8 protein-coding genes are annotated in these 18,874 nt (G+C 36.3%); 7 read left to right on the plus strand and 1 reads right to left on the minus strand.

The genetic code is table 11. The annotated features are described in order from the left end of the window. The first annotated feature begins 14 nt into the window (after positions 1 to 14). The 7 genes from UABHE_RS20540 (at position 15) to UABHE_RS20570 (ending at position 17,227) form a co-directional block, all read left to right on the plus strand. Complete coding sequence (locus UABHE_RS20540) at positions 15 to 7,577, plus strand: aminotransferase class I/II-fold pyridoxal phosphate-dependent enzyme (protein ID WP_372365140.1); 7,563 nt, start codon at positions 15 to 17, stop codon at positions 7,575 to 7,577. An 85-nt stretch (positions 7,578 to 7,662) separates the two neighbouring features. Then, complete coding sequence (locus UABHE_RS20545; protein ID WP_372365141.1) at positions 7,663 to 8,523, plus strand: phosphatidate cytidylyltransferase; 861 nt, start codon at positions 7,663 to 7,665, stop codon at positions 8,521 to 8,523. 125 nt (positions 8,524 to 8,648) lie between these two features. Next, positions 8,649 to 9,533 carry an SDR family NAD(P)-dependent oxidoreductase gene (locus UABHE_RS20550; RefSeq protein WP_372365143.1) on the plus strand — a complete coding sequence of 295 codons (885 nt, stop codon included), beginning with the start codon at positions 8,649 to 8,651 and terminating at the stop codon, positions 9,531 to 9,533. Beyond that, positions 9,533 to 10,471 (plus strand): diacylglycerol kinase family protein, encoded by a 939-nt coding sequence (locus UABHE_RS20555; protein ID WP_372365144.1) that lies wholly within the window; start codon positions 9,533 to 9,535, stop codon positions 10,469 to 10,471. Before UABHE_RS20550 ends, UABHE_RS20555 begins: the two co-directional genes overlap by 1 nt. Positions 10,472 to 11,084: 613 nt before the next feature. Next, positions 11,085 to 12,920 (plus strand): cyclic nucleotide-binding domain-containing protein, encoded by a 1,836-nt coding sequence (locus UABHE_RS20560; protein WP_372365145.1) that lies wholly within the window; start codon positions 11,085 to 11,087, stop codon positions 12,918 to 12,920. Continuing rightward, positions 12,907 to 16,002, plus strand: a complete 3,096-nt coding sequence (locus UABHE_RS20565) for an efflux RND transporter permease subunit (RefSeq protein ID WP_372365146.1) — start codon at positions 12,907 to 12,909, stop codon at positions 16,000 to 16,002. Before UABHE_RS20560 ends, UABHE_RS20565 begins: the two co-directional genes overlap by 14 nt. A 49-nt stretch (positions 16,003 to 16,051) precedes the next feature. After that, the gene (locus UABHE_RS20570) at positions 16,052 to 17,227 is read left to right on the plus strand and encodes an acyltransferase family protein (RefSeq protein ID WP_372365147.1); all 1,176 of its coding nucleotides are present in this window, start codon (positions 16,052 to 16,054) and stop codon (positions 17,225 to 17,227) included. Positions 17,228 to 17,458: 231 nt separating this feature from the next. Here UABHE_RS20570 and UABHE_RS20575 read toward each other — a convergent pair whose 3' ends face one another. Further along, positions 17,459 to 18,757 carry a sterol desaturase family protein gene (locus tag UABHE_RS20575; RefSeq protein ID WP_372365148.1) on the minus strand — a complete coding sequence of 433 codons (1,299 nt, stop codon included), beginning with the start codon at positions 18,755 to 18,757 and terminating at the stop codon, positions 17,459 to 17,461. Positions 18,758 to 18,874 lie beyond the last annotated feature (117 nt).

Genomic DNA, 18,874 nt, shown 5'->3' on the forward strand with positions numbered 1-18,874 from the left:
ATAAGGAATGAAATATGCATAAGAACGAACCCCTTGCGATTGTTGGTATAGGTTGCCGTTTTCCTGGAGGAGCTTCTCATCCTCAGAAATTTTGGGAGCTATTATTAAATGAAACAGATGCGATTATAGACGTTCCTCTAGACCGTTGGGATATGAGAAAATATTACAGTTTGAATACAAATCTACCAGGAAAAATGCGTCAAAAACAAGCGGGATTTTTACAGGAGAAAATCGACGAATTTGATCCTTTGTTTTTCGGAATTTCACCACGCGAAGCTGAATTTTTAGATCCACAACAGCGAATTTTGTTAGAAGTTGCATATGAAGCGATAGAAGATGCTGGAATTAGACTAGAGCAATTGCAGCAAGCAGTGGCAGGTGTTTTTGTTGGAGGATTTTGTTTAGATAATCTATTGCAAAAGACAAATCCTTTAAATCGCGATACTATCGGAGCCATGAGTCCGACTAGTTCATCGATGACAATGCTCTCAAATCGCCTTTCGTACATCTTTGATTTAAAAGGTCCTAGCCTGTCTATTGATACAGCATGCTCATCTTCTCTAGTTGCTTGTAACTATGCTTGTAATAGCATATGGAATGAGGAGTGTGACATCGCGTTAGTAGGTGGTGTTAATATTATGTTTCGTCCAGAATATAGTATTACGATGAGCAAGGGTGGCTTTTTATCTAGCCATAGCCGTTGTAAAGCTTTTGACAGCGATGCTGCTGGCTATGTACGTGCAGAAGGTGCAGGTATTGTAATAGTAAGGAGTTTAGCACAAGCTTTAGAAAATAACGATTTTATCTACGCTGTGGTAAAGGGGGTGGGAGTAAATCAGGATGGGAAAACCAAGGGTATTAGTGTTCCTAATGTAAAATCTCAGGAAGCTCTTATGCGGAAAGTCTACGAAAATGCTGGGGTAAAAGGCAAAGATATTTCTTATGTAGAAGCTCATGGTACAGGAACAAAAGTGGGAGATCCTATTGAGATAGAAGCTCTACAATCGGTTTTGAGCGAAAATCGCGATCACAAATGTCTTATTGGATCGGTAAAAACAAACATTGGCCATCTCGAAGCAGCGTCGGGTATTGCTGGCCTTATTAAAACTTCTTTATCCTTGAGTCACAGTAAAGTACCAGCGAACCTGCATTTAAATGAACGTAATAGCGACCTTTGTTTAGATACCGAAAATTTTGAAATTGTTACTAGTTTACAAACTCTTCCTCAAGATCGAGATTGCTACGCGTCTATTAACTCTTTTGGATACGGTGGTACCAATGCCCATGTATTGTTGCAACAGCACAATAACAAAATAAAAGCTGCTAGTGTGGATAAAGATATGTACTTTTTTGCTTTTTCCGCTGCTAATCAAGAAACATTAAAAAACCTCGCGGCCTCTTACCGAGATTTTTTATCTCTCAACTCAGAAGTTTCAATAGCTGACCTTGCATATTCTATAAACCGTCGTCGTAGTCATCATAACTATCGTCTGACATTAGCTGCGAATTCGCTACAAGATTTACATGATAAACTAGATAGTTATGCCGTAGATGCTTTTGTTGGTCATGGTATGTATGAAGGGTATTGTAAGACGGAGAAACCTGAAGAGGTAGTATTTGTATATACCGGTATGGGACCACAGTGGTGGAAAATGGGACGGCAGTTGTTTACTAATGATATTTTTCGTAGTAAAATCGAAGAGTGCGATCGTTTGTTTACACAAATTGCTGGATACTCGATTTTACCAGAATTTTTTGCTGACGAAGAGAATTCCCATATGGCGGAAACCGAGATTGCACAACCTGCAAATTTTATGCTGCAGGTTGGCTTAACTGCGCTGTGGGAATCATGGGGAATTTTACCTGACGCTGTAGTTGGACATAGTGTAGGGGAAGTAGCAGCATCTTATGTCGCTGGAGCTTTGACTTTAGAGGATGCTATTCTGGTAAGTTATCATCGAAGTCGTTTACAGCAAAAAACAGTTGGTTGTGGAGATATGCTTGCCATTGGCTTGGGGAAAGAAGACGCTACTGTTTTGTTAGAAAAATATCCTGAAATTTCGATCGCTGCGATCAATAGTTTGTTTGCTACTACACTAGCTGGCAGCAAAGAGTCGCTACAAAAAATAGTTGATCATCTCGAACAACGTGAGATATTTCATCGTTTTTTAAATGTTAATATTCCTTACCACAGCTCTGTGATGGAGACAATAAAGGATGATTTGATATCAGCAATTGCGTCTATTAAGCCACAAATACCTAGTATACCAATCTATTCTACTGTTACAGGAGAAATAACATCTACGCAAGGAAGTCGTTACTGGTGGGATAACGTTCGAGAACCGGTGTGTTTTGCAAAAGCAACTCTCAAAATAATTGACGATGGGTACACAAGTTTTCTGCAAGTTGGTCCACATCCTGTACTAAAAAACGCACTTTATGAATGTGCACAACACACACAAACTAAAATTACACAAATGTTTTCTTTGCAACGCAAAAAATGCGAATTTTCATCTATGTACCAGTCTTTGGGTCAGTTGCACTTACTGAATCATTCTTTAAATTGGAACGCTTTATCAGCACAAGGACAGTACATAAAGTTACCTTTATATCCTTGGCAAAAAGAACGCTATTGGCAGGAAACTACTAGGTCGTTAGAGGATAGAATCGGTTCTACGCGCCATCCATTTTTAACATCAAGTTGCCGCTCACCTCACCCTGCTTGGGAAGCGGAGTTAAATGAATACTACTTTCCTTACCTTCGCGATCATATCGTTCAGAATAAAGTTGTATGGCCTGGAGCTGCTTACATTGAAGCTGCTTTAGTTTTGCACAATGAATTGACAAACGAGAAAGTTTGTAGTTTGGAATCTATCCGCTTTCACCAAATACTTACTGTGGAAGATGATTCAATGAACCACATAAGAACTTCGTGGCACGAAAAAACGCAGACATTCACAGTTCATAGTACAACAGACAAAGACAACCCACAATGGCAAATTCATGCCTCTGGACGTATTCTTGACAAAGCAATTGCGACAGAGACACATAAAATTGATATACAACAATTACAACAAGTTTGCCGAGAAACAGTAAGCACTTCTTCTTTATACAATGAACTGGAAAGTCAGGGGCTTGTTTATGGGCCTCATTTTCGCACAATACGATCTCTTAGTCGTTGTAAAAATCAAGTCTTAGTACGATTAAAGGGATACGAGTCACAGCAGTATATGTGTCATCCAACAATGCTAGACGGAGCTTTTCAATCAATGATTGCTGTAGAAGATACAGGAGATAGCAAATTAATGATTCCTGTTTCTGTAGAACGAATGACTTTTTACGAAACGATGGGATCGACATGTTGGTGTCATGTTGTAATAATAGAGGTAAGTGATGATCAAATAAAGGGGAATATACGATTTTTTAGAAACGATGGTACGGTTCTTATGGAAATGCAAGGTGTCGTTTGTCAGGCTATTGCTGAATCTAAAGAGGACAATGCTAATTCATTTTACGAATACAATTGGCAAGAAACACCAGAAGTTTGTGCTGAAGAGCATCCTTCGCATGTAATTGTCTTTGCGGATAAAAGTGAATTGGCGCAAAAACTAGTGACAGAGATTTCTAGTACAGGAGATTGCTCGGTTGTGACAGAAGACGATTATCAAAATAGCTATAATATGTCCGCTTTGTTGGCCAAATTACCATCGTTTTCAAAAATCGTTTACCTCTGGGGACTGAAAGAGCAAGATGTTACGTTTACAAATATCTTGGAGCAAACAACACGATTTCTCTATTTGCTACAGGTACTATCTAAAAAAGGAGATAAATCGCAGGTTTGCATTGTGACGTGTAACTCACAAAAAGTAATCAAAAGCGATAAGGTGACAAATTTAACATCCTCTACTTTGTGGGGTCTAGGATACTTAATTACCAATGAAAATGCACAATTACAAACGTGCTCAATCGATATTCCTCTGAATTATGACGATGCGATGATTGTAAGAGTAAAAGATGAGATAATGGTTAAGGATAACGACACAGATATCGCACTACGCGATAAACGCTACGTTAAACGCTTGGTAAAGAAACAATTGCAAAGAAAAACGCAGCAAACATCTTTACAAGATATGCACAAGGCAAATCTCGAACTCTTTGTTCCGCAAACTGGTAGACTAGACAGCTTACAATATCGTGAAGTGGAACGCCGTGCTCCAGGGCCAGATGAAGTCGAAATTAAAATTCACACCACTGCTTTGAATTTTAAAGATATGTTAAAAGTATATGGACAAATTGATCGCAAAGCGATTGAGAATACATATTTGGGAACAACCATTGGTATGGAGTGTTCAGGAACAATTGTTGCTGTTGGGGAAAATGTTAAGCATTTTCAAGTAGGCGACGCAATTATTGCGACGGTTCCAGGTTGTTTTAAGTCTTACCTCACTGTACCACCGACGTTTGTAGTACACAAACCAGATTACTTGAGCTTTAACGAAGCACCACTCTATGTTTCGTATTTAACTACGTACTACGGGCTTATAGATATTGCAAAGATAAAAGAAGGCGAGACCATTCTTATTCATAATGCGAGTGGTGGAGTCGGGCTTGCGGCTATTCAAGTTGCTAAGTGGAAAAAAGCGAAGATTTTTGCGACAGCAGGCACAAAAGAAAAGCGTGATTATTTGCGTTCTATCGGGATAGAACATGTAATGAACTCGCGTGATTTAAAATTTGCACAAACAATATACAATCTCACTGCAGGTAAAGGTGTTGATATTGTTATAAATGCTATCTCGGGCGAGGCTCTTTTCCAAAGTTTTTCGTTGTTGGCTTCTTTTGGACGTTTCATTGAAATAGGTAAAAGAGATATTACTAACAACAGCTTGTTACCTATGGAGCGGTTTAACTACAACTTGACTTTTGCCGCTATAGATGTCGACAGAATGTTTGCCGAAAAACCTAAACTAGCCCAATCTGTATTCCAAAAAATAAGCCAATGTTTTGCAGAGGGACATTTTTATGCAATGCCTGTGACTGTTTTTCCTGCAGACAAAGCAACAGATGCTTTTCGCTTCTTTTCTCAGAGTAAGCATATTGGACGAGTAGTGATCCAAATGCAAGAACAGCAAGTCCCTGTTGTTAAAAAAGAGGATGTTGATATCGATAGCAAGGGTACATATCTTATCACTGGAGGAACACGGGGTTTAGGTCTTGTCATAGCAAAATGGTTAGCAGTAAAAAAAGCGGGGCAAATCGTTTTGATAAGTCGCAGTGGAAACTCTCCTGAGCTACAAGAAGAGATAGATTTCATAAAGAGCGAAGGTACAAAAGTTCATGTAGAAGCGATGGATATTAGTGATAAGGAAGCTGTAGATCGTATTATACAACGTGTGAGCAGTGAGATGCTTCCCTTAAAAGGGATATTCCATGGAGCAATGGTTTTAGACGACGGTTTTATCAATGATCTTGATCAGGAACGTTTTAGATATGTCATGCAACCTAAAGTCGCAGGAGCGATTTATCTACATAACTCTACGAAAAATATTCCTTTGGACTTTTTTGTGTGCTTCTCTTCTATTTCTTCAGTAATTGGCAACTCTGGTCAGGGAAACTATGTGGCGGCGAATGCTTTTCTCGATGCTTTTGCTTATTATCGGAATACACAACAGTTACCAGCGACGACGATTAATCTTGGAGTACTATCGGAAACAGGAGTTGCAATGCGCAACGAAGATGTGCGCAAAATACTTGAACAAAGTGGTATTCGCGGGTTATCAAATGAAAAATTTCTTGATGGCTTGGAACGTATATTACAAACTTCGCAAAGCGCGCAGTTGGGATTTTTTGATGTGGATTGGCATAAGTGGGCAAAGCTAAATACGCGTATTGCTACGACAACGCGTTTTCGCGATGTTGTTCATCTTGCAAATGAAAACCCCGGTCTAGAAAAACTAAGTAGTGCTATGGCTCATCTTTCACAAGAGCAGTATCAGCAGCATATTGAAAATATTATAAAGAAGATATTGTCGAGGATATTACAACTACCCACAGCGAAAATAGATATTCGTCAAAAACTGAGTCAGTTAGGAATTGACTCTTTGATGACTGTAGAGTTGAAAACTTTTATTGGCGAAGAAACTGGTGTTGAGTTGTCTAATGTAGAATTAATGGGGGCGACGACGGTGGCTGAAGTTTCTAAACTACTTATTTCTAAGATAGATACTTCGCAACTTGTTTACGCCGAAAAGCCACTACCACAAGTGGAAATTGTTGAAGATAAAACAGTAGACAGGCAACAACCGTCTCAAATACAAAACCTGGAAATTGCGAAGAATTTGTACAGTCCTGACCATTTTGAGGAGTGTTTGGATTTAGAAAAACAAAAACTTATTCTGCATGATCTACAAATCAAAAATCCTTATTTTCGTGTAAATGAAACAATTACTGCAGGAACCACACAAATAGAAGACAAAGAGTTGATTAGTTTTTCTAGCTATAACTACATTGGTTTGTCTGGTCATGATTATGTAAGTCAAGCAGCGCAAGAGGCTATCCGTCTTTATGGGACATCACCTTCCGCAAGTCGTATTGCCACAGGAGAGAAGCCTATTCATAAAGAATTAGAATCACAAATAGCGTTTCTTATGGGTACAGAAGATAGCATTGTTTTTGTTAGCGGTCATGCTACCAATGTTACAGCTATTGGCCATTTGTTTGGTGAAAATGACTTGATTATTCATGATTCTTTGGCACACAACAGCATTATTCAGGGATGTTTACTCTCTAAAGCCAAACGTATTCCTTTTGCGCACAATAATTGTGAATCGTTAGAATCTATTCTACGCGAGAATCGCCAAAACTATCAAAGAGTAGTTGTTATTGTCGAAGGAGTTTACAGTATGGATGGAGATATTGCTCCATTACCAAAACTCATCGAACTTAAACACAAATACAAGACCTTGTTGATGGTAGATGAAGCGCACTCGATTGGTACTATAGGAAAAACAGGGCGTGGGATTGGTGAACATTTTTCTATCGTAGCGCACAATGTGGATATTTGGATGGGTACATTGAGTAAATCTTTTGCGAGTTGTGGTGGGTATATTGCTGGTAGTCATCGGTTAATAGAGTATTTGAAGTATACAACACCTGGCTTCTTGTATAGCGTTGGTATAACCCCTGCTAATGCCGCGGCAGCGCACGCTGCAATCAAAGTCATGTTGGAAGAACCACAACGAATAGAAAAGCTACAACGCAATGCTCAGAGGTTTTTGGAAAAAGCAAAAACAAATGGTCTCAATACTGGGGATAGTAAAAATACACCAATTATTCCGGTCATTGTTGGAGATTCTCAAAAAACACTTATACTTGCAAATCAATTGTTTTTGGCAGGGATAAATGTCCACCCTATTCTTGCACCAGCAGTAGCAGAAGACGAAGCAAGATTGAGATTTTTTATCACCAGTGAACATTCGCAGGAGCAACTCGACTACACAATAGAAAAAATAGTTGAATTAAGTAGTAAGGGCTCTGAAAATATACAGATGAAAATAGAATATCAGCAAAATAATTGATTTACTTTGTAGTAAAGCTATCTCTCGCTCAAATGTAGATAATTGAAATGTATTGGAAACCTAAAGTATAGAAGTGAAATAAACTATGGATACTCAGATTTTGTATATGGGACTACTACTATTTGCTGGCAGTGGTATTTTTATTGGTATAATGAGCTTGCTGAAGAGAAAGTTATTCGTGGATATATGGCTCATTTATGTTATTACCGCTTTTACCACTAGTAGTGTAATCGTTCCTGCATATTTTCAAGGTGTAGTACTATTATTGTCACTACTGTTTTTTACAGGTCGCACCACATATGAAATGGCGACTATACTTAAGCTAGGACGACAAAAATTTGTATGCATGTTGTTTATGATGGTGATAATAACTGTTTTGTATTTTCATATGTATCAGATAGCCGTCGCGGCGTTTGTCTTGTATGTAATGTATTGTTTGATCCACTTATTGTGGGATGATACTTTACAATCTATCCATTGCCTTATAGTTGCTGTCTATCCTGGAATATTTTTGAGCTACTTTACCCTTTTAGTGTGTGGAGAGAATGGCTTTTACTATATTGTTTTTTTGTACGCTATTGTAGAAGTAAACGATGCTACTTCATACTTATGTGGAAAATTTTTTGGTCGTCATAAATTGTGGCCTGCGGTTAGTCCTAATAAAACATATGAAGGTATCATTTGCGGAGGAATTGCAGCATTTTGCGTTGGACTAAGTATTGGATTTGTGGTTCCTGAATTTGCATTTTGGGAACAAGTAATTTTAGTATTTATGATTGTTTTATTAAGCCCTTGCGGTGATTTGGTTGCTTCTAAAATAAAGCGTATATGTGATGTAAAAGATTTTAGCACTCTGATCCCAACACAAGGAGGAGCTTTAGATATGATAGATTCATTAATTTTTACAGCGCCAGTGTTTTATTATTTTCTTATTTTTACATCGTAACCACAAACGCAATTACAGAAATTTACAAGGTCGTTCCTTTTAAAACAGGAACTAATAGTATGAAGTAAACTTGTAATTAAGTCAGGGTGCATCATAGGAAAGCTTTCTAGCTCAGGAGAAAAACTATGCATCGCACTAAACTGGAAAGTACCATATTTACAGCAGAAGAGGAAAGCATTATGGCAAAAAAGCATGTATTAATTACTGGAGGTAGCTCAGGATTAGGGCTAGCAATGGCACAACAACTTGCTAAAGAAGATATGAAGGTAACTATTGTGGCTCGTAATCCGCAAAAGCTTAAAAATGCTCTTGAAGAGCTCCATAAAATACACAAGGATATATATGGAGTAGTTGCTGACATTAGCAATAGTAAAAGTATACAGTCTATTGTATCGCATATTAAAGAAAAGGGTTGTGTTGATTTCCTTGTAATGAATGCTGGTGTTGTCCATGTGGGCACCCTCTTAAAAATGCCAGAAAGCGAGCTGCGAGCGGACATCGAAATCAATTTAATTGGTACAATGCTATGTACAAAATACCTTTTACCATTACTTAGAAAAGATGCGCGTATTCTTTTTGTGTCGTCTGTACTTGGGTTGCTGGCTATGGCTGGTTATCCAGCTTATTGCCCAGCGAAAGCTGGTATTATTCATTTTGCTGCTGTTCTACGTAGAGAACTAAAAAACACCAAAATGCAAGTTTATGTGGCGTGCCCAGCAGATATTGATACACCACAGTACGACTATGAATTTGCCCATATGCCAGAGTGGATGAAAGGAGATGGTGGACGTCCAAGTGCGATGACAGCTGCACAAGCAGCAACGAAAATTTTGCGAAAATGTCGCGGCGGACAATGGCTTATTACGATCAACTTTGAGGTACGGTTGTTACTTACATTATCAAAGGTTTTACCACAAAAAATAGTAGATTTTATTTTAGATAGAATGTTTCCTATTCCTTCTGTGCAAGATGTTTTTACTGAGAATGCAATCGACGAGAAAGTCGAATAATGAAAAAAATAGGAATTATCTTTAATGGTAGCAAAAGCAAACGTAGGTTGCAAAAATTTCTCAATTTACTTCCACAAACTTATGAAGCTAAAGTTTTTACAACTAATAGCTGTGATGATATTGCCATCCAAACACAAAAAGCAATAGACTGCAAATGTGATCTTCTTATATCAGCGGGTGGAGATGGTACTCTGTTTTATGTGATCAATGCCTTGAGCGATTTTCAAGTACCACTAATGTCTCTACCTTTGGGAACGGGGAATGACTTTTCATGTATGTTGGGTATTCGTAGTATAGAAGAGGCAATCTCTGCTCTTGAGAAACATACTTTCGCAAAAATAGATCTTGTAGAGGTACGCTACCTAGGATTAAATCAGCAAAAACAAAATAACATTTTTTGCTCTACAGCAGGTATAGGAATTTTTGCAAATCTTTTTCGTCAGGAGAATTTTTTGGTAGTTAAGATGTTGCGCAAAATATTCGGCAATTTGATGAACTATGTATGTTTTGTTGTTAGCTTTTTTATCACACACCGCGTTAAGTGTCGGGTACATTTTAAAAATAAAAAACAAGATTTTCTATTGAAAGTTTTTGAAGTAAGTAATGTTCGCGAATGTGGAGGATTGGCGTTTACACCCTATGCAAGTATCAATAACAATATCTTTGATTTATGGATTGTGAGTAATACAAACGTTTTCGACGCTGTGCGAATTTTTTGTAAGATATTATTACAAAAACATATTGATGATACTAAGGTCGACTATTTTTGCCACACCAAAAAATATAACAACTTTGGACTTTCACACCTTACAAATATTCAATTGGAGATAGCGCAAGACTATCCATTTCACTTACATGGTGAATTTATTGGTTACAGTCCTGAATACTTTAAAATTCTTCCCCATAAGTTATCTTTTTTGTCATTGTTAGATGACTAATTTTTAACCACACGATACTTACTCTCTAATCAATAAGAAATGCTAGAATAAATACATACAATCATAACTGAAAAGTTGTATGCCGTAATTTATACTAGGGCGTGTCATCATTCAAAATATTGTCTGTTTTTTCGAGCCCGAGCCCGTTTCCGAAATTTTCATTAACAATGTTATCAAAGAAGCAAGGTTTCTTTTTCGATCGTAAAAAACTAAGTATTGAATCAATAAATCACTTTCTGTCCCTCTCAAAAGTTTTCGGGCGCGGGCTCGCAAACGGGCTCGGGCCCCATACTACTGGTGTATTATTAAATGAATCATATTTTTATCTGAATGATGACACGCCCTAGAGCGTTCTTCTAAAATTGAGACCTTTCGCAGTTTTTATCGATAAAAATTATCAACTATTATTGTCGTTATTGTTTTATTGATTGCGACTGTGAGTGATCGCAAGACTAATAAAACCAATGTGTTACCCTAATCTTTTTGTTGAATTTTTATTAAAAAAAATATGGTACGGAATTTGCTTTAAACCTACATATAGTATATTGATAGAAAATTTATGGCAAAGCTTTATCCATCAAATGGTCATACTTCTACATGTTAAGGATAAACAATGTTTTCGTTAGAAAAAAAGCAAAAAATGATAGAAAACATAGACCTGTTTAAATCCATATCACCAGAAAAACAAAAGATTATTGCGCAAAGATTGGGAGTAAAAAATTTTGCCAAAGGAGAAGTAATTTTCTCCGAAGGAAGCTGGGGAAATGAGGCTTTTGTTATTTGCGAAGGAGAAACGCAAATTTTGAAGGGTGAAACTTGTCTTGCAACTTTAAAACGAGGTGATATTTTTGGTGAAATGGCTATTATTTCTAAAGAAAGACGCTCGGCAACAGTTGTTGCCAGCCAAAAATTAAAGGTTTTATTTTTAAAAGAAAAAGTTTTGAAAAGCTTGATCCATGAAATTCCAGACCTTTCTTTTTCATTAATGACAGTTCTTGCGAACCGCTTACGAAATCAAAATGACGATATAGCAAGTGATCCTACAGATATTTATGCGACAGCGAATATTCCTAATGGATTAAAATGTTCGAACTGTTTTGAATGGAATACTTCTGACGTTAAGGTCTGTAAATACTGTGGATACAAGCTAACTAAAGATTACTTTCGTCTCTCGATAGTATCAGTGTTGTTTATAATAATAACTTTAGGTAGTTGGGGTGTGTATAAGCAACTCATAAATAACACAAAAAAATTGGTAAAAACATTAAAAGTAAAGATCCCTCTTGTAAGTGTAAGAAAAATTACTTACGAGAAAATCCAGCTACAAATAGAAAAGTATGGCCGTGTACGTGCTTCAAAAACGCTTAAACTAGCTTTTGAACTTCAAGGACGTGTGACAAAATTAAATCCTAAATTAAAAAAAGGTCATATTGTAAACAAAGGCGAACTTCTTGTTGCAATCTCGCAAAGTGAATACAAGAACAAAATAAGAAATATCAAAAATCAAATTCGTTCGATAGAAATTCGTTTAGATGAGTTAACAAATAAAAAAATCAGCATCGCTAATCAAATAAAGATCGTACAGCAGCAAAAAAAACTCGTCGAGAAAAAATTGCGCACAAACTCTAATCTGTACGGAAAACAAGCCGTGAGTGAATCTGTTGTTCTCGAAATTCAAAAAGAACTACTTTCCTTCAAAAAGAGTATTGCTGATCTACAGAGCCAAGAAAAGCAGCTACCCAATCAAGTTTCTGTAATGAAATTGGAACTGGCAGATGTCAAAATTAAACTGAATGAAGCATATACTAACATAGGTAAAACAAAAATTTTTGCCCCATTTAGCGCTCGAATTCGCGAAGTGTATGTTGAAAAAGATTCTCTTGTATCAATACGTAGTCCTATCGTTGTGATCGAGGACCTCAACTATGTAGAGATTCCTACATATGTTCCTTTGAGCCAAATTCCTGATTTGATAGGTAAAAACATGTCTTTAGATAATATTGACAATCTACAATTGGCAGCACAAATTTCGACAACTATTGGTAGCTACACACATAAATGGCAAGGCGAAGTTGTCCGTTTTGAACCAATGAATGAGAAAAATTATACAATTCCTGTTATTGTTCGCGTTAAAAATGCAAAAGGAAAACAAATTTTGCAGCCAGGTAATTTTGTCAAAGTAAACTTGCAAGGTAGAAACATCGAAAAGGCTTTACTATTATCGATAACAACTTTACGAGAAAACAATACTGTACACCTTGTACATAATGGCCGTTTGCAAATTCGTAAAATCAAAGTAAACCCATACAAAAATAAATTTCTTGTTACTGAAGGGCTGCGCGAAGGAGAAATGATTGTTTTACGTCCTCTACCATTTGTTATACCAGGAACACGATTGAAAGCCCACGAAATCGTAGAGGATAAAGGAGTAGTAAATGAATTTCATTGATTGGTGTGTTAAGCATCCTATTTTTTGTAATCTATTGATGATCTTTATTTTATTCTCTGGATTTATTGCTATAACAAATATCCCAAATCAGTCAACTCCTGTATTTAGCCGCGATGAAATCGAAATTTCGGTACTGTACCCAGGTGCCACACCGTTAGATGTAGAGGAAAGCATTTGCATAAAATTAGAAAATGCTCTAGAAGATGTTCCTGAAATTATTGATCTTGAATCTGTTGCTTCCGAAGCTCTAGGAGTGGTAAAAGCAAAGCTTAAAGTTCGCGTAGATCCATACAAGATATTAGAAAAAATAAAGTTACGTGTAGATAGCATTGAGGATTTTCCCTCCGGTGCCTTTGCACCACAAACACGTCTGCGTTTTTTTTCACCGGTTTTAATGCGCTTTGTATTGTTCGGTGACATCTCCAAACGAGAACTCAATAAAATAGCAAAGAACATACGTAGTGAAGTGATGGATTTACCAGATGTCGATTATGTACCATCTCAAGGAAGTGAAAACTATGAAGTAAAGATCGAAATATCAGAACTTTCGTTGCAAAAGTATAATTTAAAAATGTCAAATGTGTCTAATGCAATTAAGGCTCATAGTTTTAGTCGCGCAGAAGGTGAGTTAAAAACCGAAGACCACAATATAAAGATTTACACAGAAAAACGTTTATACTCTGCCAAAGAATATGAAACCATACCAATTATCACTAGCGAAAATGGTATCAAAATTCTCCTAAAAGATATTGCTAAAGTGTATGAAGGGTTTGACAACGACAATTTTTACTACCGCTTTAATGGCTTACCAGCAATTAGCATGAAAATAAAAACTCCACAGGAAGCCGACGCCATTACTGTGTCGCGACGTGTAAAGAAATACTTAGAAGAGAAAAAAAAGCAGTTCCCTGAAAATCTGAAGTTACGTTTATGGTTTGATCGATCGGAGTTCATTGTTGATCAAATAGTAACATTGTCTAATGGTGCAATAATCGGATCCATTTTAGTTATCGTATGTCTTTCTATTTTTTTAACTTTCCGCGTATCTTTTTGGGTAGCATTAGGCATTCCCATCTCATATGCAGGTGGATTTTTCGTACTATTTTTACTTGGCAAAAGTTTGAATCTTATCAGTATGTTCGCCATGATTATCGCTCTTGGGATAGTTGTGGATGACGCTATTATCGTCGGGGAAAATATCACTGCAAACCTGGAAAAAGGTTTATCTGGCCGCGAAGCTGCGATTCAAGGAGCAAATGAAATGTTCTTGCCTATTCTTGGAGCTGTTTCGACAACAGTGATTGCTTTCGTACCCCTGTTCTTTATACCTGGTATGGTGGGTAACTGGATTCGGGAAGTTCCTATTGCGGTAATCGCTACTTTAATAACTTCGCTTATCGAATGCATGTTTATTCTTCCATCGCACTTAAGTAAAAAGCCTAAAAAGCAAAATGTAATTCGCGAAAAAACAAATAGGTTAATTATTTTTTTGATTCAAAAGGTATTCGCAGCAGTATACAAGAAAGTTTTAGACTATAAAATCATTTTTGTTACCCTGATCTTGGGAATATCGCTAATTTCTGTTGGTCTGATACAATCGCGAACAGTAGAGTATATATTTTTTCCAGAAGTAGATAGCCTTCACATAAGAGCAGAGCTGCGTTTCCCATCGGGAACATCCAAAAAATTTATTGACCACCATACGCGTTTTTTAGAAAAAACTGTTGCAAAACTCAATGAATCATTTACTGACAATAAAGTTCCGGTGGTAAATAGTATGTTCGCTATTACCAACGAAAACTATGGATATGTAGAAGTTCAATTGTGTCCCCACAAACTTAGAAGTTACCACAGCCGCGAAATAATTACAAAGTGGGAAGAAATAGTAGGAGAAATTCCCGATGCAATATCAGTCAACTTTTGGGAAGATCAATATGCTCCAACAGGTATACCAATTGAAATAGAACTGCAATCATCAAACAACAAAGAGTTAATGTCTGCTGCCAATAAACTGAAAAAAGAGCTATATCAAATGGATGGTGTTTACAATATTCACGACAATTCTCCTCCACAAAGATTGGTTTTATCCGCAAATCTAAAAGACGAAGGTATTTTCTTGGGCATCACCCAGCAAGATATTTCGCAAAAATTGAGCAGCGGTTTTGGAAGACAAGAAGTTTTTAAACTGCAACGTAATTCAGAAGAAGTTGTAGTCAGACTAGGTTACGAACAGTCGGCACAAGAACTAAACACACTCAACATCCAAGCTGCAGGTAAGTTTGAAATCCCTTTGATGAATGTTGTCGATTTCGTATTAAATAATCGAGCACAGACTATTTTACGCAAAAATAAAAAGCGTTTTTTAGCTATTCGCGCAAATATAAATGACGAACGCATCACAAGTTTCGATGTCATCGAAAAATTAAAAGGACAATTTTTGGCTAATTTACGAAAAATTCATCCAGAAGTTGTTATTTCTATCGCAGGTCAAGAAAAAGAAAATCAGCAAACGATAAACTATCTAGTTTTAGGATTTACCTATGCGATGTTGGCTATTTTTATCATTTTGGCATTGATTTTAAACTCGTACATACAACCTTTAATTATCTTAGTCATTTTGCCTTTTGGTTTTGTTGGAGCCATATACGGTCATTGGATTTTAAACTTACCTATTTCCATAATGAGTCTCTTTGGAGTTGTTGCCCTTTCTGGTATTCTTGTGAACGATAGTTTAGTATTCATCGATCAGATAAACGTAGAAATTCGCAAAGGTCATTTGGTGAATGAAGCTATTTTTCAAGCAGGTATTTCTAGATTTCGTGCAATCGTTCTCACTTCCTTCACAACCATAGCAGGTTTAATTCCCACACTATATGAGACAGATTTAGAGGGATCGTCTATTATTCCGATGGCTGTATCTATTGTTTTTGGACTAGCTTTTGCAACAGTAATTACTCTTTTTCTCGTTCCCATACTCTTTTTGTGCGTAAACTTTTGTCGCCGCGTTATTTATTGGTTATTCAAAGGAAAGTGGGTTAACCGTGAAAACGTAGAGCCTAGTTACAAATTAACAACATTATAAAAGGTAAACACTACTCGTTATAGAACTTTTGGATAGAACGGAGAGAACTTTGGCACATGATAACAACAATTATATTGAAGAACTTGATGGATTACGAGGAATACCGGTTTTACCTGTTATTGCTTATCACTCAATAATTACCTATTTCTTAATTTATCCACAACATGGTGCAAATCTCAGTGTATTATCAAATTTTGTTTTAAAAATTATTAGTTTATTTTGGTGTAGTGTTGATTTATTCTTTGTTATATCTGGTTTTTTGATTACGAAAATACTGCTAAATAATAAAGAAGGAACAAACTATTTTAAGGCGTTTTATGGAAGACGGTTTCTACGGATATTTCCGTTGTATTATTTATTTTTATGTGTACACTTCCTTTTCATTGCTCCTTTACTAATAAAAGGTGGCATCAAAGCAGAATTAACAGGAGCTCCTCATCAATTTTATTATCTGTTCTATGTTTCTAATTTTCTTCGAGAACCAAGTGTTTTGTCTCATTTTTGGTCTCTTGCGGTAGAAGAGCAGTTTTATTGTATTTGGCCTTTTTGCGTATATTTTCTCTCAAAGCGTCAACTAATATGGACATGTTTTTTTATTATTGTGGTATCTATTGTTTCGCGATTTTGTCTTTGTATATTCGGTGATTTTAGCTATGCTTATACTGTAGTTTATGCAAGATCTGATACCATAATGATGGGAAGTTTAGTTGCTCTATTAAGAATAGAGTGGGATAATAAAAGTCTTTTAAAAATTGCTTCGTTTTTTTCTGTGGCTTTACTACTTCTTTACAGTAACTATCTTTTTGATTTTTCGAGACCAATGGTGGCTGATTTTTCCGTAGGTGAAAGAATTTTGCACTCCACATTTCGGCATTTTATTGTGGGAGTAATATTCTCTGTTATATTGATTATTGTGTTAAAAGAAAAGAAAACACGACTGCATAAAGTTTGCACATTGCCATTCTTCAAAATGCTCGGAAAATATTCTTACTCCATATACATCTGCCATGTTTTCATCGTTTTTGCTATTATAAAGTCACCATTGGGTTTTAGCAATTTGTTAGCTCTTGGTATTCCACCACTATTTGCTGTTATACTACAATTTACCATATGCTCATCAGTGTCATTGCTAATAGCTATTTTTACATGGTATTTGATTGAAATTCATTTTCTACGCATGAAAAAAATCTTTGCATACAAGATCAATGAAAAAACATCAACTTAATCTGTCATCATAAGTGTTAGGGCTAAGTTTTGAAAAACTTGTTTTTATTGTGATTTCAGAAGAAGTACACGGCTATGCAACAAGAATCTAGACGCTTGAATTTCGCAGCAAGTGCGGAATGACAAAGTGTTGTAATCGTTAATTTATTTGCTTAGGCTTATTTCAATAGTCTAGCTTGTGTCTGAAATATAAGTCTTTGACATTACGTATTTAAATAATATTCATTGTTCTTCATATACACATCCAAACAAAGAACAATCCCACCGCAAAACACCAGCGTATACATTCCGTCCGAAAAGCCCATGGTTTTTTATCAAAAATAGCAGCGACGGATATAAGCGAAAAAATTACAAAGCCTGCAATGAAAAACTTCTCTGTTCCCAAGTATTTGTAGTGAACAAATAGGAGAATAGCGCATATTGCTGTAATCACAAACTGTACTGATGCGTACATAGCAGCTTTTCGATTGATAGCAGGATTATATTTATATTTAAATCCGTAGTTTTTTTGTTTTTCGATATTCGTTTGTCGTGGCATCCAACCAGGAGGCATTACCCATAATTTAAATTTATCGATCATAAAAGGAGCTTTATAACTTAATTGTAGTAAATGTCCTAAAAACTGGAAGTTTACCGTAAAGGGATTCCATGTATTAATTGGTGTTGTTGTTCCATAAACGACTTCTTCTTTTTCTGGAGCAAAACTACCAAATAGACGATCCCACACAATAAATACTCCAGCGTAATTTTTATCAATATACTGTTCATTTTTACCGTGATGTACACGATGGTGCGAAGGAGTATTTAAAATTTTTTCTATGGGCCCCATTTTGTTTACCAACTTTGTGTGAATCCAAAATTGATATATTGTATTTAGTGATTTTGTGGATGCGTATATAAGAGGATGAAAGCCTATTATTGCTAAAGGAAGATAAAACCAGAAATTAAAAAGTGACTGCAAAATTCCATGGCGAATAGCAACAGCAAAATTAAATTCTTCGCTTTGATGATGAACGCAATGACCAGCCCACCCAATTGCAGTTGTGTGGCTAAAGCGATGTACCCAATAGTAAGTAAAATCTATTAATATAAATGCGATAATCCATGTAAATACATTGTGGGGAAGATAAAACAGTAAAACCCCTTTTGCTTTGCATATTTCGTATACTAAAGTATAAGAACCAAATAACACCGCTTTTACAGTAATGGTACTCAATTGCTCCGCTATTCCGCAGCTTAAATCGCAAATAGAGTCGTTTAAACGATATAAGTTACGCTTCATTATTTTAGCTGCAATTACTTCTATTAGGATAAGGGATACAAATATAGGAACAAACCATTTGACATAATCGGCAAAAAAACCTTGCTCTTTTTCTCGTGCTTCCTGCCAGCTAAGAGTTTGCAACTGTGCGCTGCTAATTTGACTATCAACTTCATGCAATGTTGTGTTAAAGCTATGCATTGCGTAAAGCATTAGAAATACCATGCTAAAAAAAACAATGATGAGTGTTATTAGTTTTCGTTTTGTCATCGTTTCTCACCTTATAATATTTACTGCGTAAACAACATAGAAGATGGATGCGGTTCACTTTTTGTTTTGAGTTACACTATTTATTGAGTTCATCGTTAACTTAAAGCAACTTATATA

It is taken from the genome of Candidatus Uabimicrobium helgolandensis (assembly GCF_041508025.1).
Lineage (GTDB): Bacteria > Planctomycetota > Uabimicrobiia > Uabimicrobiales > Uabimicrobiaceae > Uabimicrobium > Uabimicrobium helgolandensis.